The organism is Methanoculleus horonobensis, from assembly GCF_001602375.1.
Lineage (GTDB): Archaea > Halobacteriota > Methanomicrobia > Methanomicrobiales > Methanoculleaceae > Methanoculleus > Methanoculleus horonobensis.
Map to the genome: position 1 here is coordinate 237,015 of NZ_BCNY01000013.1, position 19,049 is coordinate 256,063.

The 19,049-nt window shown below is 62.3% G+C and carries 19 protein-coding genes; 15 read left to right on the plus strand and 4 right to left on the minus strand.

Features of this window, described 5'->3' with window-relative positions:
* Positions 1 to 561 precede the first annotated feature (561 nt).
* The 13 genes from MCUHO_RS04165 (at position 562) to MCUHO_RS04225 (ending at position 13,149) form a co-directional block, all read left to right on the plus strand.
* Positions 562 to 1,713: an NAD(P)/FAD-dependent oxidoreductase gene (locus MCUHO_RS04165; protein ID WP_067073795.1), complete on the plus strand. Its 1,152-nt coding sequence runs from the start codon at positions 562 to 564 to the stop codon at positions 1,711 to 1,713.
* Between the two features lie 63 nt (positions 1,714 to 1,776).
* A complete protein-coding gene (gene cbiM / locus MCUHO_RS04170) occupies positions 1,777 to 2,415 on the plus strand; it encodes a cobalt transporter CbiM (protein WP_067073798.1) in 639 nt (212 codons plus the stop codon).
* Entirely contained in the window at positions 2,415 to 2,765 is a 351-nt protein-coding gene (locus tag MCUHO_RS04175; RefSeq protein WP_067073803.1) for a PDGLE domain-containing protein, read from the plus strand. The genes cbiM and MCUHO_RS04175 overlap by 1 nt, the downstream gene beginning before the upstream one ends.
* A 30-nt stretch (positions 2,766 to 2,795) precedes the next feature.
* Positions 2,796 to 3,629 (plus strand): ATP-binding cassette domain-containing protein, encoded by an 834-nt coding sequence (locus tag MCUHO_RS04180; RefSeq protein ID WP_067073807.1) that lies wholly within the window; start codon positions 2,796 to 2,798, stop codon positions 3,627 to 3,629.
* On the plus strand, positions 3,626 to 4,441 hold the full coding sequence (cbiQ, locus tag MCUHO_RS04185; RefSeq protein WP_067073811.1) for a cobalt ECF transporter T component CbiQ: 816 nt from the start codon (positions 3,626 to 3,628) through the stop codon (positions 4,439 to 4,441). The genes MCUHO_RS04180 and cbiQ overlap by 4 nt, the downstream gene beginning before the upstream one ends.
* Before the next feature lie 546 nt (positions 4,442 to 4,987).
* A complete protein-coding gene (locus MCUHO_RS04190; RefSeq protein WP_067073815.1) occupies positions 4,988 to 5,302 on the plus strand; it encodes a hypothetical protein in 315 nt (104 codons plus the stop codon).
* A gap of 215 nt (positions 5,303 to 5,517) precedes the next feature.
* The gene (gene gyrB, locus MCUHO_RS04195) at positions 5,518 to 7,488 is read left to right on the plus strand and encodes a DNA topoisomerase (ATP-hydrolyzing) subunit B (RefSeq protein WP_067073819.1); all 1,971 of its coding nucleotides are present in this window, start codon (positions 5,518 to 5,520) and stop codon (positions 7,486 to 7,488) included.
* Positions 7,478 to 9,907 carry a DNA gyrase subunit A gene (gyrA, locus tag MCUHO_RS04200; protein WP_067073823.1) on the plus strand — a complete coding sequence of 810 codons (2,430 nt, stop codon included), beginning with the start codon at positions 7,478 to 7,480 and terminating at the stop codon, positions 9,905 to 9,907. Before gyrB ends, gyrA begins: the two co-directional genes overlap by 11 nt.
* Positions 9,908 to 10,078: 171 nt before the next feature.
* On the plus strand, positions 10,079 to 10,648 hold the full coding sequence (locus tag MCUHO_RS04205) for a DUF2178 domain-containing protein (RefSeq protein ID WP_067073828.1): 570 nt from the start codon (positions 10,079 to 10,081) through the stop codon (positions 10,646 to 10,648).
* Positions 10,649 to 10,653: 5 nt separating this feature from the next.
* On the plus strand, positions 10,654 to 10,872 hold the full coding sequence (locus tag MCUHO_RS04210) for a helix-turn-helix transcriptional regulator (protein ID WP_067073832.1): 219 nt from the start codon (positions 10,654 to 10,656) through the stop codon (positions 10,870 to 10,872).
* The gene (locus MCUHO_RS04215; RefSeq protein WP_067073837.1) at positions 10,869 to 11,780 is read left to right on the plus strand and encodes an ABC transporter ATP-binding protein; all 912 of its coding nucleotides are present in this window, start codon (positions 10,869 to 10,871) and stop codon (positions 11,778 to 11,780) included. Before MCUHO_RS04210 ends, MCUHO_RS04215 begins: the two co-directional genes overlap by 4 nt.
* On the plus strand, positions 11,777 to 12,835 hold the full coding sequence (locus tag MCUHO_RS04220; RefSeq protein ID WP_067073839.1) for an ABC transporter permease: 1,059 nt from the start codon (positions 11,777 to 11,779) through the stop codon (positions 12,833 to 12,835). The genes MCUHO_RS04215 and MCUHO_RS04220 overlap by 4 nt, the downstream gene beginning before the upstream one ends.
* Positions 12,832 to 13,149 carry a hypothetical protein gene (locus tag MCUHO_RS04225; protein ID WP_067073842.1) on the plus strand — a complete coding sequence of 106 codons (318 nt, stop codon included), beginning with the start codon at positions 12,832 to 12,834 and terminating at the stop codon, positions 13,147 to 13,149. Before MCUHO_RS04220 ends, MCUHO_RS04225 begins: the two co-directional genes overlap by 4 nt.
* Positions 13,150 to 13,247: 98 nt before the next feature.
* On the opposite strand, the gene MCUHO_RS04230 is transcribed toward MCUHO_RS04225, so the two are convergent.
* Positions 13,248 to 13,463, minus strand: coding sequence for a hypothetical protein (locus tag MCUHO_RS04230; RefSeq protein WP_067073857.1), 216 nt, complete (start codon positions 13,461 to 13,463; stop codon positions 13,248 to 13,250).
* A gap of 128 nt (positions 13,464 to 13,591) precedes the next feature.
* On the opposite strand from MCUHO_RS04230, the gene MCUHO_RS04235 reads away from it, so the two are divergent.
* Positions 13,592 to 14,005 carry a secondary thiamine-phosphate synthase enzyme YjbQ gene (locus MCUHO_RS04235; protein WP_067073862.1) on the plus strand — a complete coding sequence of 138 codons (414 nt, stop codon included), beginning with the start codon at positions 13,592 to 13,594 and terminating at the stop codon, positions 14,003 to 14,005.
* A gap of 118 nt (positions 14,006 to 14,123) precedes the next feature.
* Here the strand turns inward: MCUHO_RS04235 and MCUHO_RS04240 are convergent, their stop codons facing one another.
* Complete coding sequence (locus tag MCUHO_RS04240; protein ID WP_067073866.1) at positions 14,124 to 14,387, minus strand: UPF0147 family protein; 264 nt, start codon at positions 14,385 to 14,387, stop codon at positions 14,124 to 14,126.
* A 66-nt stretch (positions 14,388 to 14,453) separates the two neighbouring features.
* On the opposite strand from MCUHO_RS04240, the gene MCUHO_RS04245 reads away from it, so the two are divergent.
* Positions 14,454 to 14,828 carry an Sjogren's syndrome/scleroderma autoantigen 1 family protein gene (locus tag MCUHO_RS04245; RefSeq protein ID WP_067073869.1) on the plus strand — a complete coding sequence of 125 codons (375 nt, stop codon included), beginning with the start codon at positions 14,454 to 14,456 and terminating at the stop codon, positions 14,826 to 14,828.
* On the opposite strand, the gene MCUHO_RS04250 is transcribed toward MCUHO_RS04245, so the two are convergent.
* Together MCUHO_RS04250 and glyS are read right to left on the minus strand one after the other, a co-directional pair.
* Positions 14,819 to 17,080, minus strand: coding sequence for a DEAD/DEAH box helicase (locus tag MCUHO_RS04250; RefSeq protein ID WP_067073872.1), 2,262 nt, complete (start codon positions 17,078 to 17,080; stop codon positions 14,819 to 14,821). The genes MCUHO_RS04245 and MCUHO_RS04250 overlap by 10 nt on opposite strands.
* Positions 17,077 to 18,807 (minus strand): glycine--tRNA ligase, encoded by a 1,731-nt coding sequence (glyS, locus tag MCUHO_RS04255; protein WP_067073876.1) that lies wholly within the window; start codon positions 18,805 to 18,807, stop codon positions 17,077 to 17,079. Before glyS ends, MCUHO_RS04250 begins: the two co-directional genes overlap by 4 nt.
* Between the last annotated feature and the right edge of the window lie 242 nt (positions 18,808 to 19,049).

A 19,049-nucleotide genomic window follows, 5' to 3' on the forward strand; every position in this document is an offset into this window, starting at 1 on the left:
GTGCGACGTTCCGACGGAACGGAGCAGGAGCACCGAAGGGTGGGAGCAGGAGTTCGAGCACCGAAGGTGCGGGGGCGGGGGGCACACGATCGCACCTCTCTAGGCCATGTGGAGAGCCGTGCAGCGAGGAACCAGAGGGGGTTGTGTCTATTTACTCCAGCCGTTCGTTGGAACATTGCAAACCCCAGTACACGGATTTCCATTGGATATCGCCATAGGGGAGGGGCTGACGGGGAGGGGGGGCATGCTCCCCTCCCCTGTCCCCACCCCCCAACTGCGATATTCCCACGGTCCACTCTACGGGATTTCTCACGGTTTATCCTCCCGCTAATACCCACAAAAAAACGAAGATCTCCTCCTATTTCGGGCGACCGGTCTATTGCGTTCCCAGGCGTCGCACTCCCTATGGATCGCATGCCTGGATGTGACATGTAACGTTCCCACCATCCGCTCCCTTTTAAGTCACCGAACGTCCACTCTACTCAGGAACCAGCCCCCCGGCCTGCACCACAGGGACAGGCAGCCGGCGGCCGGAAACCAACTCGTGCGGGGCATGATACTCTGGTCTGGGATGTAGTCGTTGTGGGCGCAGGGCCTGCCGGGAGCGCGGCGGCGCGGGCGTGCGCGGAGGAGGGGCTTTCAACGCTCTGTATCGAGGAGCACGGGACGATCGGCTACCCGGTGCAGTGCGCGGGACTGCTCTCGGTCTCCGCTCTTGCCGAGTGCGGCGTCTCGAACCGCTCGATCCTGAACGAGGTAAGCGGCGCACGGATGGTCTCGGGTCTCGGAGGGGAACTCCTCTTCGATGCGGGGGTCACGAAGGCTTACGTCGTCGACCGGGGCATCCTCGACCGGGAGATGGCAGAGAAGGCGGTGGACGCCGGTGCGGAGTTCCGCCCAAAGACCAGCGCGTCGGGGATCAGCGGCTCCTCACTCCTGACCCGGGGCGTCCGCGGGCGGGAGGAGATCCCGTTTCGCCTTCTCGTCGCCGCCGACGGGCCGCGGAGCTCCGTCGCCCGCATGCTCGGCCTGCAGCGGCCTGCGCTCTACCTCGCCGGGGTGCAGGCGGAGGTTCCCTATGAGATGGATCCGCGCTACGTGGAACTCCACCCCAATGCCGCTCCCGACTTCTTCGGGTGGGTGATCCCGATCTCGGCGACCCGCGCCCGTGTCGGCCTCTGCGCCCGGGAGCATGCAAAAGACCACTTCGACCGGTTCATCGCCCGCTACGGGGGTAACTCGCTCCACCTCGCGAGCGGGGTCATCCCGCTCGGGGTCATGCCCCGGACATACGGACGGAGGGCGCTCTTCGTCGGCGATGCGGCGGGGTTCGCAAAACCCACATCGGGCGGCGGGGTTTACACCGGCGTTCGGTCGGCAAAACATGCGGCCGCCGTTGCCGCGGCCTGCTGTGCGCGCGGGGAGTTCGACGACGAGAGCCTCCGGGACTATGAGCGGCGCTGGAAGGAAGACTTCGGGAAAGAACTCGATATCGGTATGAAGGCACTCCGGATGCGCCAGAAGATGACGGCGGAGGATATCGACCGCCTCTGCCGGGCTCTCGACGATCCGGATCTCATCAGGACGATCGTGGAGCACGGCGATATGGATCGGCCGGGCACCCTGCTTCGCAAACTTGCCCTGAAACCCGCGCTGGCCAGGGCAATGGGCATACTTTTCGCATCGGGAGTACGCCGGATTCTTACCGGCTGAGATATGCGATGTGCTTAGTAATACATTTATACCAATACGTAATACAATCGCATCAGGTGTGTCATGCATATACCTGACGCGTTTATACCGATGGGGCAGGCCCTGGTCTACTGGGTCATCGCCCTCGTCTTCATCGCCCTCGCCCTCCGGTGGGCGCGGCGTTCGATGGGAGAGGAGAAGATACCGCTGGTCGCCGTGCTCGCCGCAGGCATCTTCGCCATCCAGGCGTTGAACATCCCCATCCCCTGGGGGACGAGCGGCCACATGGTCGGTGCGGCGCTCGCGGCAATCGTCCTCGGGTCGCCGTTCGCAGGAGTCTTCGTCCTGACGCTGGTGCTCCTCGTGCAGGGTATCATCTTCGGCGACGGCGGCATCACCGTCATGGGCGCGAACATCATCAACATGGGCGTCGTCGGAGGGTTCATCGGCTACTACGGGTATACCGCCATCAAACGCGTGATTGGGAATGCGTATGCCGCCGCCTTCATCGCCGCATGGGCGGCGCTCTTCATCTCCGCAATCCTCTGTGCCGTCGAACTCGCAATCGCCGGAACGTTCCCGCTGGTTCCAGCACTCACCGGCCTTGGGCTCTACCATGCGGTCATCGGGCTCATCGAGGGAGGCATCACCGCGGGCGCCCTCTACCTGATCGCCTCGGCACGCCCCGACATCCTCGAACACCCGACGGGGGTGAGCGTGTAATGGAGAGGAAGCAGTTCGTCGTCATCGGTATCGCGATCGCCCTCGTGATCGCGATTGCCGCGCCGTTCCTTGCGTCCGGAGACCCCGACGGGCTTGAGAGCGCGTTCTTCAGCATTTACGGCGCAAAGCCCTTCATGGGGAGCGAGCTCGATGAAGATGCCGCCGGCGCCGCAGAGGAGCAGGTAATAGCCGCTACCGGGAACGACTTCGCGTACGAGGCGCTCATGCCGGACTACAGCATCCCCGGCATGGATAAGGCCGGAGAGGTGCTTGCGGTCGTTATCGGCACGCTTCTCATGTTGATACTGGTCTTCGCCGTCGCGAGGGTCTCTGCACGGCCCGACAACTAGATACCTGAAAAACTCTCACTTTTTGCCATCATGCACCTGCTCGAGACCCGCAGTCTCACCCATATCTATCGCGGCAACGTCCACGCTCTCGAGGGCGTGAACTTCACCGCAGAGAGGAAGTCCCGCATCGCCGTCATCGGGCCGAACGGTGCCGGGAAGAGCACGCTCTTCAAGCACTTCAACGGCATCCTCAAACCCACGTCAGGCGAGGTGCTGATCAAGGGCGAGCCGATCACGAACGCGAACGTCCGCGAGGTCAGGAAGTTCGTCGGGATCGTCTTCCAGAATCCCGACGACCAGATCTTCTCCCCCACCGTGGAGCAGGATGTCGCGTTCGGCCCGATCAACCTCGGCCTCGACGAGACGACGGTCGCCCACCGTGTCGAGGAGGCCCTGCACCTCCTCGGGATCGAGGATCTGCGCGAGCGCGTGCCGCACCACCTCTCGGGAGGTGAGAAGAAACGGGTCGCCATCGCCGGCATCCTCGCGATGGAGCCGGAGGTGCTGGTGCTCGACGAACCGACCGCGGGGCTCGATCCCCAGGGCGTCACCGACCTCGTTCGCTTCGTCAACCGGCTCCCCGAGGAGTACGGCATGACGGTGGTCTTCTCGACCCACCACCTCGACCTCGTGGCGGAGATGGCGGACTATGTCTACGTGATGGATAGGGGAACGATCGTGGGCTCCGGGACGGTCGGGGAGGTCTTCGCCCGGCCGGAACTCCTCACCCGGACAAGGCTCGACGTGCCGCCCATACCGAAACTGATCCGGTCGCTCCGGGAGAACGGCGTCGCCATCGATATGGCCTACACCTACGAGGACGCGAAGAAGGCGTTCCTCGAAGCCTACGCGAGTCGAAGATGATCGACGACCTCTACTTCATCGAGAAGTACGCTTATCGGACAAGCATCGTCCACCGGCTGGACGCAAGGATAAAACTCCTCATAGCCCTCGCCGCCATCGTGACGATCGTGGCCGTGCCCTACTCGACGAGGGTCTACGCACTCGGCGCCATCCTCTTCGCTTTCGTCGCCGCACTCTGGGCCGCATCGCGTCTCCCGCCGACGGTCTACTTAAAGCGGCTCGCGCTCATCCTGCCGTTCGGGATCTTCCTGGTCGCGTTCCAGGTATTCGTCAAAAACCCTTATTATGATGTTTTCCATACGATTGCCGTCCTGCCGTTCGGGATCGAGGTCTATGCGGAGTCGGTAAAGTTCGCGTCGGTCCTCCTCGTGAAGTTCATCGTCAGCGTATCGTTCATCATTCTGCTCTCGTCGACGACGAAGATGCAGGACATGATCGAGGCGGCAGGAAGGCTCGGCCTGCCCCGGGAGTTCACCCTCACGCTCGCGATGATGGTCCGCTACATCTTCGTCTTTGCCGAGATGTTTACCCGGATACGAACCGCGATGGCGACCCGGTGCTTCGATCCCCTCGACCGCACCCTCCCCTACCGCTACCGGCTGAACCAGCTCGGCTACACGGTCGGGACGATCTTCATCCGGTCGTACGAACAGGGCGAACGCACCTTCACGAGCATGCTCTGCCGGGGATATGGGGCGAATGCCGGCCTGTATGTCAGGAAAAAACCCCTCCGCACCAGGGAGACCGTCTTCTTCGTCATGACGCTCGGCTTCATCGTCCTCTCTGCAGTTCTGATCTATGGGTCGGCGTAGGTCTGGTTGGGTGGGTCGGAAGCCTACGGGTTTCTCATACACCGGACGTTCTATCCGGTGTATCTTTGGCCAGTCATTCTCCGGCACATCATGAAGCCGTGCACGGATTTCCACCGAATATCGCGACTGGGGGTGGGGCTGACGGGGAGGGGGGGTGCCCCCCTCCCCTGTCTCTGTCACATAATAGGATACCTGTAACCCCCACCCCACCCGGCCTCCGGCCTCCTCCCCCACCCCCAGGGGTGGGGGCAGTTCATGGCGATAGGCGATGTCCCTATGGGACATCGCTGGAGAAGACCAAAGGTCTTGGACTGGCGATGTTCTTTCAGGAACAAAGTTTGAGCACCGCAAGATGCGAGATGTGCAGCCCCCACGACCCACTGATACGGGATTTTCCCTCGCTTCGGTTGATCAGCTCATCATAACTCGATACAAACCAATGATTGGGTTCAGACCAGCCAGATCCACAGACCCGGAACCGTTTCCTTGGCACCACCGACACGAGAAACCAGATCGTTCATATCCCCCGGCGGTGCATAGGGTGGTATGCCCCCAAAGAGCGAATTCGGCAGAGGGTTCGTCGTCAACCTGATGCTGCTTTCACGGCACTTCGGCCTGCCTCCCGAGCGAGCGTTCTATGGCGCCGCAGACCACCTCAACGACTTCACCATACCGGAACAGTTCCGGGGAACCGAGATCGAGGAACTCGTCGGGCGGCTCCGCAAGATGGTGATCTGGCACCAGCCCGGCACGCTGGACAGGGAAGATGCGGCCGACGTAAAACGGATCCTCAACCGTCTCGCGATCGCGGTCGATAAAGAACTCGGCATACCCGATCCGGATACGGGAAAGTACGATTGACGGGAGCGCATGCCTCCCGCCCCATAGCCGGGATGACCGGGAGGTCGGGGCTTCCCGGGCACGCCGGTATTGGAGCCCTGCCAATCCGTAAAACAACAGGATAACCCCGAAACAGGGAATTCCCCGGAGCCATATAATATAAGTGCTTATAAAACCAATATATACTGTGAATTTTGCTGCGATTCAGGACACCGCTTCTTCAGCGGAGGTCACAGATGACTGATACCTACGATGCCTCCCACATCACGGTACTGGAAGGCCTGAGGCCTGTGCGGGAGCGTCCCGCCATGTACATCGGCAGCACGGAGAGCCGGGGGCTGCACCACCTGGTCTACGAGGTCGTGGACAACTCCGTAGACGAGGCCCTCGCCGGGTTCTGCGACCGGATCCTCGTGACCATCAACCGGGACGGCTCGGTCACGGTTGATGACAACGGGCGCGGCATCCCGGTCGACCTCATGCCCCAGTACGGCAAGAGCGCGCTCGAGATCGTCCTCACCGTGCTTCACGCCGGCGGAAAGTTCGACAAGAATACCTACCAGGTCTCCGGCGGGCTGCACGGCGTCGGCGTCTCGGTCGTCAACGCCCTCTCAAGCTGGCTCGATGCAACGGTCTTCAAGGACGGCAACGTCTATGCGATGCAGTTCCGGCAGGGTCTGGTCGCAAAACCGCTCGCAAGCCGCCCGGAGACCGAACACGAGATGGAGGCCCGGTACGAGGAGCGCTACGGCGCCCTTGACGGAAAGCAGCTCGACTACAAGCGGCTCCAGGGAACCCGGATCACATTCCAGCCCGACCGCTCGATCTTCGAGACCGTCGAGTTCGATTACGATGTTCTGGATCACCGGCTCCGCGAACTCGCCTACTTAAACAGCGGCCTCACCATCGTTCTGCGGGACGAGCGCACCGGCGACTGCGTCACCTACTGCTTCGAGGACGGGATCCGGCAGTTCGTCGCTCATCTCGGCGAAGGGAAGGGGAGCCTCCACGACGATATCATCTACTTCCAGAAACGCGATCCCGAGAGCATGGTCGAGGTCGAGGTCGCCCTGCAGTACAACGACTCATACGCAGAGACGATCCACACCTACGTCAACAGCGTCAACACCCGGGAGGGCGGCACCCACCTCGAGGGGTTCCGGAGCGCCCTCACCCGGGCGATCAACAGCGCCGCCCACAGAAACAACCTCCTCAAGAACAACGATGCCCAGATCAAGGGTGAAGATGTCAGGGAGGGACTCGCCTCCGTCATCAGCACCCGGGTAGCGAACCCGCAGTTCGAGGGGCAGACCAAGATGCGCCTTGGAAACAGCAACGTCCGGGGCATCGTGGACTCGCTTGTCTACTCGTCGCTCACCGAGTACTTCGAGGAGCATCCAAAAACCCTCCAGGCGATCGTGGACAAAGCGATGGCGGCGGCCAGGGCCAGGGAGGCCGCCCGGAACGCGCGCGAACTCGCCCGGCGAAAGAGCACGCTCGAGTCGACCGGCCTCCCCGGGAAACTCGCCGACTGCCAGGAGCGGGATCCGGCGAAGAGCGAGATCTACATCGTGGAAGGAGACTCTGCAGGGGGTTCCGCAAAACAGGGCCGGGATCGGAAGTTCCAGGCGATCCTCCCCCTGCGAGGGAAGATCCTCAACGTCGAGAAGGCGTCGGAGCACAAGATCCTGAAGAATGCCGAGATCCAGGCGCTGATATCCGCTATCGGCACCGGAGTCGGCGACAACTTCGATGCGGAACGGGCCCGGTACCACCGGATCATCCTGATGACGGATGCCGATGTCGACGGAGCCCACATCCGGACGCTCCTCCTCACGTTCTTCTACCGCTACATGACGGGGCTCGTCGAGCACGGCTACATCTATATCGCTCAGCCGCCTCTCTTCCGGGTCGCCAGGGGCAAACAGGAGCGGTACGTCTACCGTGAGGAAGAGATGCGGGAGATCATCGCCGAGTGGGGCGAGAAGGGCGTCTCGATCCAGCGCTACAAGGGTCTTGGTGAGATGAACGCCGGCCAGCTCTGGAGCACCACGATGGATCCGGCCAACCGGATCCTCAAACAGGTCAAGATCGAGGACGCGATTTATGCAAACGAGATATTCGAGAAACTTATGGGAGAGAACGTGGACGCCCGGAGAGATTTCATCCGCAGGCATGCAAAGGAGGTGAGCAACCTTGACATCTGAAGGCGTCGTCCCGATCAACATCGAAGAGGAGATGAAATCATGCTACATCGACTACGCGATGAGCGTGATCATCGGGCGTGCCATCCCCGACGCGAGGGACGGTTTGAAACCGGTTCACCGCCGCACCCTCTTCGCGATGTGGGAGATGGGCAACACGAGCGACAAGCCCTACAAGAAGAGCGCCCGTGTTGTCGGAGACGTGATGGGTAAGTACCACCCTCACGGCGATTCGGCCATCTATGATACGATGGTGAAGATGGCCCAGCCCTTCTCCTACCGCCACACGCTGGTGGACGGCCAGGGGAACTTCGGTTCGATCGACGGGGACTCCGCTGCCGCCATGCGTTACACGGAGGCCCGGCTCACGAAGATCTCGGAGGAACTGCTCGCCGACATCGACAAGAAGACGGTCGACTTCGTCCCGAACTTCGACGAATCGCTCCAGGAGCCCAACGTCCTTCCGGCACGGGTTCCAAACCTCCTCGTCAACGGCTCAAGCGGGATTGCCGTCGGCATGGCGACGAACATGCCGCCTCACAACCTCAGAGAGGTCTGCGAGGCGACCTGCCGCGTCATCGACGAACCCGGCATCTCAACCGAGGAACTGATGCAGGTCATGCCCGGACCGGACTTCCCGACCGGCGGGATCATGATGGGCAACGCAGGCATCCGCGATGCCTACCTGACCGGGCGCGGGAAGTGCGTTGTCAGGGGCGTCGCGGAGATCGAGGAAGAGGGGCGGACACCGCAGATCATCATCACCGAGATCCCCTACCAGGTGAACAAGGCGCGCCTGATCGAGCATATCGCGAGCCTTGTTCGCGAGAAGAGGATCGAGGGGATCGGCGATATCCGCGACGAGTCCGATCGCGACGGCATGCGGGTCGTGATCGACTTGAAGAAAGGCGCCGCGCCCCAGGTGATACTGAACTTCCTCTACAAGCACACGGCACTCGAGTCATCCTTCGGCATCATCAACCTCGCGATCGTCGACCGCCAGCCCCGAACCCTGAACCTCAAGGAGATCGTCCACGAGTTCCTCAAGCACCGGGTGGACGTGGTTCGCCGGAGGACCGAGTTCGATCTCACGAAGAACGAGGAGCGGATGCACATCCTCCGCGGCCTCCTCGTCGCGCTCGACAACATCGACGCGGTCATCGCGACGATCCGGGGTTCCGGGACGACCGAAGAGGCCCTGAAGGCTCTGGTAGCGAAGTTTGCGCTCGATGAGGTGCAGGCGGACGCAATCTTAAAGATGCAGCTTCGGCGGCTTGCGGCGCTCGAACAGCAGAAGATTCTCGACGAGCGCGATGCAATTGCGGCGGAGATCGAGCGGTTGTCCGCGATCATCGCAAGCGAGGCAAGCATTCTCGCCGAGATCAGGAAGGAACTCGTCGATATCAGTGCGCGCTTCGGCGACGAGCGGAGAACCCGGATTGCGCAGGCAGCCGAGGCGTTCGACAGAGAGGACCTCATCGAGGACAAACCGATGCTGGTCTCGCTCACCTCCTCGAATTACGTAAAAAGGATCGATCTCGACACTTACCGGAACCAGCGGCGCGGGGGCCGCGGCGTCATCGGCATGGCAACGAAAGACGACGACGGGGTCGAGAAGGTCTTCGTCGCGAACATGCACGACAACCTCCTCTGTTTCACCGACAAAGGGAGGCTGTACTGGCTGAAGGTCTACGACCTCCCCGAAGGGCAGCGGGCAAGCAAGGGCAAGGCCCTTGTCAACCTCTTAAACCTCGACGGCGAAGAGCGCGTGACCACGGTGATCCCTGTGCGGGAGTACAGGCCCGACCACTACCTCTTCTTCGCGACGAGGGCCGGGACGGTCGCGAAGGTGGCGCTCGACGAGTTCTCGCGGCCACGGCAGACCGGGATCAACGCCATCAACCTCCGCGACGGCGATGCGCTGGTGGACGTGAAGGCGACCGACGGCAACCAGGAGCTGATCCTGACGACGAAGTTCGGGCAGAGCCTCCGGTTCCACGAGGAGGCCGTCCGCCCGGTTCACCGCAACGCCATGGGCGTGCGGGGGATCAAGCTCCGCCACGCCGATGCGCTCCAGGCGGTATCGGTGGTCGAGGAGGATCATCTCCTCACCCTCACGGAACAGGGCTACGGGAAGCGGACGGAGTTCGATGAGTTCCGCGGACACGGCAGGGGCACGCTCGGCGTCCGGAACATCGTCGTCGACGCCCGGGCAGGCAACGTCGTCGGGTCGATGGCGGTCTCCGACGACGACGAGATCATCGTGATGAGCGCGTCGGGCATCGTGATCCGGACGAAAGTTTCCGAGATCTCGATCCAGAAGCGGGGCACCCGCGGTGTCCGGATCATGCGGCTCGACGACGGCGACCGGGTCATCGGGTTCACGATCCTGGATTCCGAGGAAGAGGGGGAAGAGGCGTAAGCGCCCGTCCTCTCCTCTTTTTACACCATTTTTTCGGATCTCTGCGTGTCCTTCAGCCTCAGGACTGGCTGCTTTGATGCCCGGAACATACCGGCCCCCATAGAGAAGCGTGTCGCACCATATGGGAAGTTATTTACACAATAAGAGAAGTACTCGTTACATAGTGGAAGCATGAAGCAACGAACCTATCTCATCTGCGTCGTCCTGGTGGCAATCGGCCTGATCCTCGCTCTCGGGTACGGCCTGACATCCGCAAACATGATCATCCCGGTCATCGCCGTCGTCGTCGGTATCGGTATCCTGGCTCTCTGCCGCCGCAGCGTGACCGAGGTCACGGAAGACGAACTCTCGACGGTCCTGCACGGAAAGGCGGCGCTCAGCGCGCTCGAGGTGACCATCCTGGTCACTGCGATCGGGTTTGCCGTGCTGATGATCTTCTCGTTCACCGGCGGGACTGGTTCGACCCTGTCCAGATGCGAGAACGGGTCGATCCTGGTCGTCTACGGCGTACTCACCGCTCCTCCGGACCCGGAGTTTCTCTACAAGAACACCTACCTCATCCCCGACCCGGCGAACCTGACCATAGACGATATCGTCGCCCTCGACGATCTCTTTGCGGAAGGTCACCGCATCCGGGATACGACCCGCGCGTTCGGTGCAGCGCTCGGCGTGGTCACGGTGCTGCTGACTGCACTGTATGGTGCGTTTTTGTGGTACTACAACAGAAGGTATGGGACGTAGAACCGATGAAAAACAAGATCAAGGTCTTTCGCGCGATGCACGACATGACCCAGGAGGAACTTGCCGATGCGATCCGGGTCACCCGGCGGACGATCAACTCCATCGAGCGGGGGAAGTACAACCCCTCCATCGAGGTCGCCTACAGGATCGCGAAGACCTTTAACGTCACCATCGAGGAGGTCTTCTGCTTCGAGGACGGCGAGGATGCGGAGGCCGGGCGATGATCCGCTGCGACCGCCTGACCAAAGTCTACAACGGCATCGCTGCCGTGGACGACCTCTGCCTTGAGATCCCCGACGGCGAGGTCTTCGGGCTGCTCGGCCCGAACGGCGCCGGCAAGAGCACCACCATCCTGATGCTCGTCGGGCTCATCCAGCCGACCTCGGGCGCATGCTCCATCGGCGGGACCGAGGTCGCCGCCCACCCGATCGAGGTGAAGAAGAAGATCGGCTACATGCCTGAAGACGTCGGGTTCTACGCCGACCTCACCGCAGAAGAGAACCTCGACTACGCGGCGAGGTTCTACGGGCTCAGCGAGGCCGAGCGGAAACGGCGGGTCGACGACCTCCTCGCCCTCGTCGGGCTGGACGGTGTCGGGACGAAGGTCGGCGGCTACTCGAAAGGGATGCGGCAGCGGCTCGGCCTCGCCCGGGCCCTCGTCAACGATCCCGCCGTCGTCATCCTCGACGAACCCACGGCGAACCTCGACCCCCGGGGAGTGCTGGACTACCGCCGGATCGTCAGGGAACTTGCCGACCGGGGAACGACCGTCCTCGTCTCCTCGCACATCCTCTCGGAGGTGAGCAAAGTCTGCACCTCCGTCGTGATCCTCGCACGCGGCAAACTCATCGCGTCCGGCGACCGGGAGATGCTCTCGCGCGCCGCGCTACAGGACCGGGTGACGATCGACGTCGACACCATGACCCCGATGCCCCGGCTCACGAACCCGGAGATCCTCTCTGCGGAGTATTCGCAGGACGCCTGTTCCGCCCGGATCGTCGCGAAGCATGATATCAGCGGTTTCATCGCAGAGACCCTGTATGCCGAAGGTATCCTCCCCCGGCGGCTGGCGGTCGAGATGCCCGACATGGAGGATATCCTGCTCTCGTATTACGCGGAGGGGACCGCATGACGCAGGCGGCCTTGCGTATCATCGCGGGCAAGGAGTTCTCCGACCATCTCCGGAGCAGGCGGTTCCACCTCCTCTTCGCGATCCTGGCCGTCGTCGCCGCCGTCGGCATGATCACCGGAGCGGTCCAGTACTCGAAAGACCTCTCCGACTACAACGCGGTCCAGATGATCGCGGAGAGTGACGACGACCCGACGCTCGCCGGCAACCTTGCCGGGATGAAACCCTCCATCCTCTCGGCATACTCCCAGATGGGAATGCTGATGGCCGGTATCGGCGTGGTGCTCGGGATCGCGATGGGGTTCGACCTGGTGACCCGGGAGAAAGAGAGTAAATCCCTCAAAAGCCTGCTCGCCTACCCGGTGTTCCGCGACGAGGTGATCAACGGAAAAGCCCTCGGGGGCGTCGGCGCAATCGCGCTCGCGATGGGGGTCGTCCTGGTCGTCTCCGTTGCAATCATGGCCCTGTTCGGCATCGTCCCGAACCTCGACGAACTGGTACGCATCCTGGTCTTCGGGGTGACGTCGTTCCTCCTCGTCTTCACGTTCTTTGCCCTCGCCCTCCTGATGTCGACGGTCTCGAAAGACAGCGGGAGCGCCCTGCTATACTCCCTGATCGTGATGATCGTCCTCTCTTCGTTCGTCCCGATCTTCGCGTACACCCCGGTGTACTCGGCCGTCTTCGGCGACGTCCCCACCCCGCCGGGCATGTCCACCTACTCCTACCAGCAGAGTTCTTCGGCCTACACGGTGACATCGGTCGCGGTTTCATACAAATCCAACGATGCCGTAGACCCGGAAGCCCTCGTGGAGTACGAGCGGGCATCGAGAGAATATATGAACCAGAAACGGACGATCACCGATATCGTCACGCTCGTCTCGCCGACCGGCAACTACCAGACGATTCTCGGCGCTGCATCACAGCCTGCAGGGGATAATACCCCGGGACTCGGAAACCTCCTCGGCGCCCTCGCCTGCAACATCATCGCCCTGCTCGCGATGCCGGCGGCCTTCTTCGGGCTGGCATGGGTCCGGTTCATGCGGGAGGATATCCGATGACCGGAGCCCACTCATGGCTGGACAAGCCGGGCGTGGTGCTCATCATTCTCCTTGCCGGACTGACGGCGGCGACGGTCTCGAACATCGGCGGGAGGGAGGTCGCCGTCTATCTCATGGCGGTACTGGCGGTCGCGAGCGCAATCGTCGTGTACTTCGATGCGACGGCGATCGGTGCCGGAACCCGGGTAAAGACCGAACGGCTCCGCGATATCGAGACATGGAAGCCGGCCTCGTGGGCGATCTGGGTCGTCATCTTCTGGCCGCTCTTCCTGCCGTATTATCTCTGGAAGCGGAATGTGGTAAAGAACCCCTGAACCCCCACCCGGGAAGATGCTCATCCGACTGCAGGCCGGGGCCACGGGCCTGCTGACGCTCACGTCCCGCAGAGGTTCGCCGGACGCCTTCATGGAGCTCAGAACGCCGGTTTCGTGAAGTACCTGAGCGCCTCAGGCCGGTGCCGCTTGAGTTCCACAAAGAAGTACCGTGCGAGCTCTGGGTCGGAGTCGTCGATAGCCTGCTGCAGGGCGTGGAGCAGCCACCCCCGGATCTCCGGGTCCGCATCAAGCGTATTCATCACGACAACGATTGCCTCGTCTACATCCTGTCCATCGTTCCAGCGATAGGGCACCCGACACCATCTCCGGAGAGGAGATACCTGTCTCGCGCATAAAGCGTCTCCGGGATGTCCCGGTTCCGCAGGAACACGAGGTTTAAGTGACCCACAGGACAACAGGAGGTGCGGATGAGGTGTCCATAATGTTTCGTACGACAATCCGGGTAGATACGCACGGGGAGGGGGAGATCATCGACCTCACGCCCCAAATAGCACAGGCGGTCGCCGAGAGCGGTGTTCGGGAAGGGCTCGCGAACGTCTTCGTCGCGGGCTCGACCGCCGCCGTCACCACCATCGAGTACGAGCCCGGCGTCCTCTCCGATCTCTCCCGGGCGCTCTCGGTCATCGCCCCGGCCGATATCCCCTACGCCCACGATGCGGCGTGGGGCGACGGCAACGGCCGCTCACACGTCAGGGCGGCGATCGTCGGCCCGTCGCTCTCGGTCCCGGTCATCGCCGGTGCGCTCGCGTGCGGCACCTGGCAGCAGATCGTCCTCCTGGAACTCGACGTTCGATCGAGACGTGAGCGGACGGTATACGTCACCGTCATGGGCTGAGACGTTCGGCCCGGTTGCCGCACGACGGGTAAAAGGGGTCGGTGATCGGGCCGGTAACCCGGATAGTATCGCCCTGCTTCCCGGTCTTCACCGGAATCGCTCGGGAAGAATGAGTGATTTAGTCGAGAGGTACCGTCTCGAGTTGCGATACCAGCTCCCAGATGCGGGTCCGTGCATGAACCGGCATGTTCGGATCGTTGCTGATCTCGTCGATCATAGAGATTGCGGTTGCGGCGCGAAGACCGATGCTTCTCGATTCGTCCTGGAGAACCGATCTGGTCGAGTCTGCGACGCGCCTGATATTTCTTGGAATGGTGGAATCCTCACTGATATTCTGCAGCATCTGGATGCAGATCCGTATTGTTTCTTCTGGACTTGCCATTAGAATTACCCCTCTATTATTAATGGCATCCAGACATATATAAGTTCATTAAGGGAGTTCAACGAAATGACGGCTGATCAGGCTGACGAAGTCATGGCCGAGTATCTCCTCAAGGGAGGAAAGATGCTCGCTAAATCCTGTAAGGTCTGCGGCTATCCCCTGTTTGAGTATAAGGGAGAGACACAGTGCGTCGTCTGCCCGCTTGCTGCGCAAAAAGAGCCTCTTCCCGAAGCGGAGCCTCCTGCACCCGCACCGGAGTCCGGGCAGTCCTCTGCGCCGGCCGCACGGAAGGTGCAGGGCGAGGCCGCCGCCGAGATCGAGCGGACGATCGTCCACCTCTGTGAGCGGATCAGGGAAGAACAGAGGCCCGACGAGTGCCTGACCCTGATGAAGGCGGTCGAGCGGGGCGCGAGAGCCCTCGCACGACTGGGTCAGCGGTAAGATCTCCGGGCCAGATCCCATATCGCACGGGCGGTCTTCTCCCCGATCCCGTGCACCGCAGAGAGCTCCTCCGGTTCGGCATCGACGATCGCCTTGAGCGACCCGAAGTGTTCGAGGAGGAGCCGGGCGCTTTTCAGACCGACGTTCGGGAACGCAGAAAGCGCGTACTCCTGCTCCTCGCGGACCGAGCGGTACGACTTCTTCGGGTGCACCTTCCGCTCTCCCCGCTCGCTCCCCTCTCGCTGTGCAAGCACATAGAGCGTCTCGGCGGTGTCGTCCGCATCCCGCGTGCGTATCAGCGCGACACCCATATCGACCGTGATGGCCGCGAGCGTGCCCCGGATAGCGTTCGGATGGATATTCCTCACCGAATAGAGGTCGTCCTCCCCCTCGATGATCAGGACGGGACGCAGCACCGCGTCGGCCATCGCCTTGATCTGCCCGAAGAGGTCGCGCTCGACGAGGGTGTTCATGAAGTCCTGCACGGTCTTCCTCTCCACGAGGATGCGGTCGCCGACGGCGTAGTCGCCGACCTCGAGGCGTTCGAGGGTGATCGCCGTCCCGAGTTCGTACAGGCGCCCGACGACCCTCGACGACGTCTCACGGTCATCAACGGTGATCGCCGGCCCCGCAGGGGCAAACGAGAGAATGTCCGCCTGTCTGGTGACGGACGGAGCGGACGGGGCAGGTGCGGGATCGGGTGGGGGCGTGGGTGCAGTGCTCATCCCTTTGATCCCCGTCACCATCGCCCGCTCCCGGCTCTGGCTCACATACCGGAACGTCTCATCGGACGTGCCTTTCGTCACCAGCACGACGATCGTGCCGCTGCCGCTCCTTCCCGTCCGTCCCTTCCGCTGGATGCTCCGGATCTCCGAGGGGACCGACTCGTAAAAGATCACCATATCCGTCGAGGGGACGTCGAGCCCCTCCTCGCCAACAGAGGTCGCGATCAGGCACTTGAACTCGCCCTCCCGGAATCGGGCGAGGCTCGCGATCTGCTCCTTCTGCGAGAGACCCCGCTCCGCGTCCCGGGACGCCTGGCCGACAAACCGCTCGCAGGCGATGCCGGCAGCGGTGAGCGTATCCACGAGCGTCTGGACGGTGTCGCGGTAGGTGGCGAAGACGATGATCCGGCTCTCGGGGTGCGCCGCAAGCTGCGCCCGCACCAGTTCGCGGACGATCGAAGCCTTGGGGTGCAGTTCCTCCTTCCAGCCGGCGGCGGCCTCGACGAGGCTTATGTAAGCGGGATCGGCGACGAGGCGCTTGCTCGCCTTGCTCCCCGAGCTCGAGGCTCCTTCTGCGCCGAGCCGGGCGAGGTAGAGTTTGAGCGCCTCGCTTCCTTGCGTCTCGGCAAGCGATATGGCGTGCCGGAGTTTCATGCACTCGGCGTGCAGGGATGCCGCGATGAATGCCGAGGGATCGCGCGTCCGTATACGCTGCTGGATCTGGGCATTTAAGGCATTAAGCGCCTTCATCGAGAGCTTGTCGGGTTTCGGGACGCGGAAGTTGAGTTTCGCGAGCCGGCCAAGACGCGACTCCACGAGCCCCCGGAGGACGACGAGGGCCGCCTGCAGTTCTTCGGGCAGGTAGACGTCGACGTACTGGATATCGCGCTCGTGAATGTAGGGGCGGACGTCCTCGTCGGTCTCCACCCTCGTCTCGACCGCCTCGATCTGCAGGTTGTTGCAGACCTCCTGCACCTTCACCGGATCCCCGCCGGGCGAGGCGGTCATCGCGAGCAGCAGGGGATCTTTTGCCGCGGTGCAGTAGTGCCCGGCAAGGAAGACGTAGGCGTAGTTCCCCACCCCCCGGTGGCACTCGTCCACGACCAGCAGCACGACGTCGGCAAGGCTGTACCTTCCTGCCAGGCAGTCGTTCTTGATCACCTGCGGAGTGGCGAAACAGATCCGGCACGCCTCCCAGGCCCGCGCCCGCTCCTCCGGGGAGGTGTCGCCGGTGAACATGACAAAATCGGACTCATTCGGCTCGGAGCCGTCCCGGATGAGCAGGAACTGTTTGAAGAAACGAAGGTGCTGCTCGACCAGGGGCTTTGTGGGCGCAAGCACGAGGACTCTCCCGGGGTGAGAATAGAGGCGGGACGCTGCAACGATGAGCGCAACGGCCGTCTTCCCGAGCCCCGTCGGGAGGACGACCATCGTGTTCGCATCAAGCGCCCGGAGCGCGATGGAGAGTTGGTACCGCCGTTCCTCGATGCTCTCTGGCCGGATCAGCGGGTGGGAGACGTAGTTCATGCCCTGAGTTCACGAAACGTGGTGGTGCCGGAGATGAGTGCGGAGAGGATCTCGGACAGCCGCTCTATCGGTACCCGAACCTGCTCCATGCTGTCGCGGTCTCTCACGGTCACGGTGTTGTCTTCGAGCGTATCGTAGTCGACAGTGACGGCAAAGGGTGTCCCGATCTCGTCCTGTCTCCGGTAACGCCTGCCGATGGCGCCGGAGTCGTCATACTGGGCGAGGATGCGGCACTGCGTGAGCCTCTCAGTGATCGTCTGCGCGACGGTATCGAGGCCGTCCCGGTTCATCAGCGGGAAGACGGCGACCTGGATCGGTGCGACCGCCGGCGGGAGCCGGAGAACCTTCCGGATCTCGCCTTCGACCTCCTCTTCGGCGTAGCTGTGCTCCAGCGCAACGTAGATCATCCGGTCGATGCCGTATGACGGTTCGATGACGTGAGGCATCACCTCTTCGCCGCGAACTTCGACCTCCTCTTCCCGGATCTGGTAGAGATCGGCGGGGATGAAGAACTCCTCGCCGTCGACGGTGACCCGCGCACCGTCCTCTCCCGGCTCAGAGGCGGCGAGAGCGTCCGCGATTGCCTTCGCCTTGCCGCGATACCGGGGGCCGAGCACGCCCATGTCGGCCACGATCCGCCGCTTTACGACCCGTTTCGGCTCGTCGTAGGGGATGAAGACCGTCATCGAGGTGCCGGAATGCCCGGCGTGCGAGCGCAGGTCATAGTTGGTGCGGTCGGCGATGCCGACGATCTCGACCCATCCGAACCGGCCGGAGTAGACCTCGGCGTCCCAGCAGTCGGCCGCATAATGTGCCCGCTCATCGATCAGGTGCTGGCGGAACCGGAGTTTTGCCGGGTCGACACCGATGCCGGTCAGGATCTGGTGCGTGAGCGCGATGTAGTAGGCGACATACTCGTTCGCGACGAGGCCCTCGTCCACGGCCTCGCGCATCGTGATTGCGGCCGGCTCCTGGCCGTCGAGCTGCCGCGCGATGGTGAGGAGGGGTGCCATGTAGTCCGCGTAGCGGTGGAAGGCAGGGTGATCCTTACACTCCGGATGTACGAAGATCTCGGCTTCCGCCTGGGAGAACTCCCGCAACCGGATCATGCCCTGGCGAGGAGAGATCTCGTTTCTGTAGGACTTCCCGATCTGGACGGCGCCGAAGGGAAGTTTGTCCCGGTAAAAGCGCAGGAGCCGGGAGAAGTCGGTGAAGATGCCCTGGGCGGTCTCTGGCCGCAGGTAACCTTTCCGCTGCGAGCCGGGGCCGATGGTCGTCTCGAACATCAGGTTGAACGCAAAGACGCCCGTTTCGCCCAGGGGTTCCTTGCACGACGGGCAGGGGAGTTGATAGAGCGCCGCCTGAAGCGCTTCCGCCGAAAGCGTGCCCGCGTTGTGGATGCCGTTCTCCTCCGCGATGTGATCGGCGCGGAGATACTCGCCGCAGTGCGGGCACTGCACCATCTTGTCGGCAAACTCTTTCACATGACCGGATGCGACGAAGATTGCTTCATTCCCGACGGTGGGGCACTCGATCTCGTAGTAACCTTCCTGGAAGACGTAGAACGACCGCCAGAGATTCTCGACGTTTCGCTTCAGCATCGCTCCGAGCGGGCCGTAGTCGATGAACCCGGCGATCGACCCGTATATCTCGGATGAGGGCCAGACGAAACCACGTCTTCTGGCTACTTCCATGACTTTTTCGTAAATATCGCTCGTCTCGGCCATAGTCTTGCAGTACAGTTGAGCGGCGGTGCTAATAAAGAATAGTCCTCACCTCGCGCGGGATCACGATCCTTCGAGAAATGGGCGATGTGACAAAGGTTTTTTTCACGGCGGGGAATATCCCGGAAGATATGGTTACATCCACTGAAACGATCCTTCTGTTTTGAGAGTTTATATGGTAATGTTTAAATGTTAGCAGTTGTAATGTAGGGAACGTTACGCCCCGGCCCGGGGAAAACCTTTAT

Coding starts and splice junctions, on each gene's coding strand:
- cbiQ (WP_067073811.1), top strand. CDS start 3,626: ATGATCGACGACCTCTACTTCATCGAGAAGTACGCTTATCGGACAAGC.
- MCUHO_RS04235 (WP_067073862.1), top strand. CDS start 13,592: ATGTTTCGTACGACAATCCGGGTAGATACGCACGGGGAGGGGGAGATC.
- MCUHO_RS04220 (WP_067073839.1), top strand. CDS start 11,777: ATGACGCAGGCGGCCTTGCGTATCATCGCGGGCAAGGAGTTCTCCGAC.
- cbiM (WP_067073798.1), top strand. CDS start 1,777: ATGCATATACCTGACGCGTTTATACCGATGGGGCAGGCCCTGGTCTAC.
- glyS (WP_067073876.1), bottom strand. CDS start 18,807: ATGGCCGAGACGAGCGATATTTACGAAAAAGTCATGGAAGTAGCCAGA.
- MCUHO_RS04240 (WP_067073866.1), bottom strand. CDS start 14,387: ATGGCAAGTCCAGAAGAAACAATACGGATCTGCATCCAGATGCTGCAG.
- MCUHO_RS04205 (WP_067073828.1), top strand. CDS start 10,079: ATGAAGCAACGAACCTATCTCATCTGCGTCGTCCTGGTGGCAATCGGC.
- MCUHO_RS04210 (WP_067073832.1), top strand. CDS start 10,654: ATGAAAAACAAGATCAAGGTCTTTCGCGCGATGCACGACATGACCCAG.
- MCUHO_RS04225 (WP_067073842.1), top strand. CDS start 12,832: ATGACCGGAGCCCACTCATGGCTGGACAAGCCGGGCGTGGTGCTCATC.
- MCUHO_RS04245 (WP_067073869.1), top strand. CDS start 14,454: ATGACGGCTGATCAGGCTGACGAAGTCATGGCCGAGTATCTCCTCAAG.
- MCUHO_RS04175 (WP_067073803.1), top strand. CDS start 2,415: ATGGAGAGGAAGCAGTTCGTCGTCATCGGTATCGCGATCGCCCTCGTG.
- MCUHO_RS04215 (WP_067073837.1), top strand. CDS start 10,869: ATGATCCGCTGCGACCGCCTGACCAAAGTCTACAACGGCATCGCTGCC.
- MCUHO_RS04180 (WP_067073807.1), top strand. CDS start 2,796: ATGCACCTGCTCGAGACCCGCAGTCTCACCCATATCTATCGCGGCAAC.
- gyrB (WP_067073819.1), top strand. CDS start 5,518: ATGACTGATACCTACGATGCCTCCCACATCACGGTACTGGAAGGCCTG.
- MCUHO_RS04190 (WP_067073815.1), top strand. CDS start 4,988: ATGCCCCCAAAGAGCGAATTCGGCAGAGGGTTCGTCGTCAACCTGATG.
- MCUHO_RS04250 (WP_067073872.1), bottom strand. CDS start 17,080: ATGAACTACGTCTCCCACCCGCTGATCCGGCCAGAGAGCATCGAGGAA.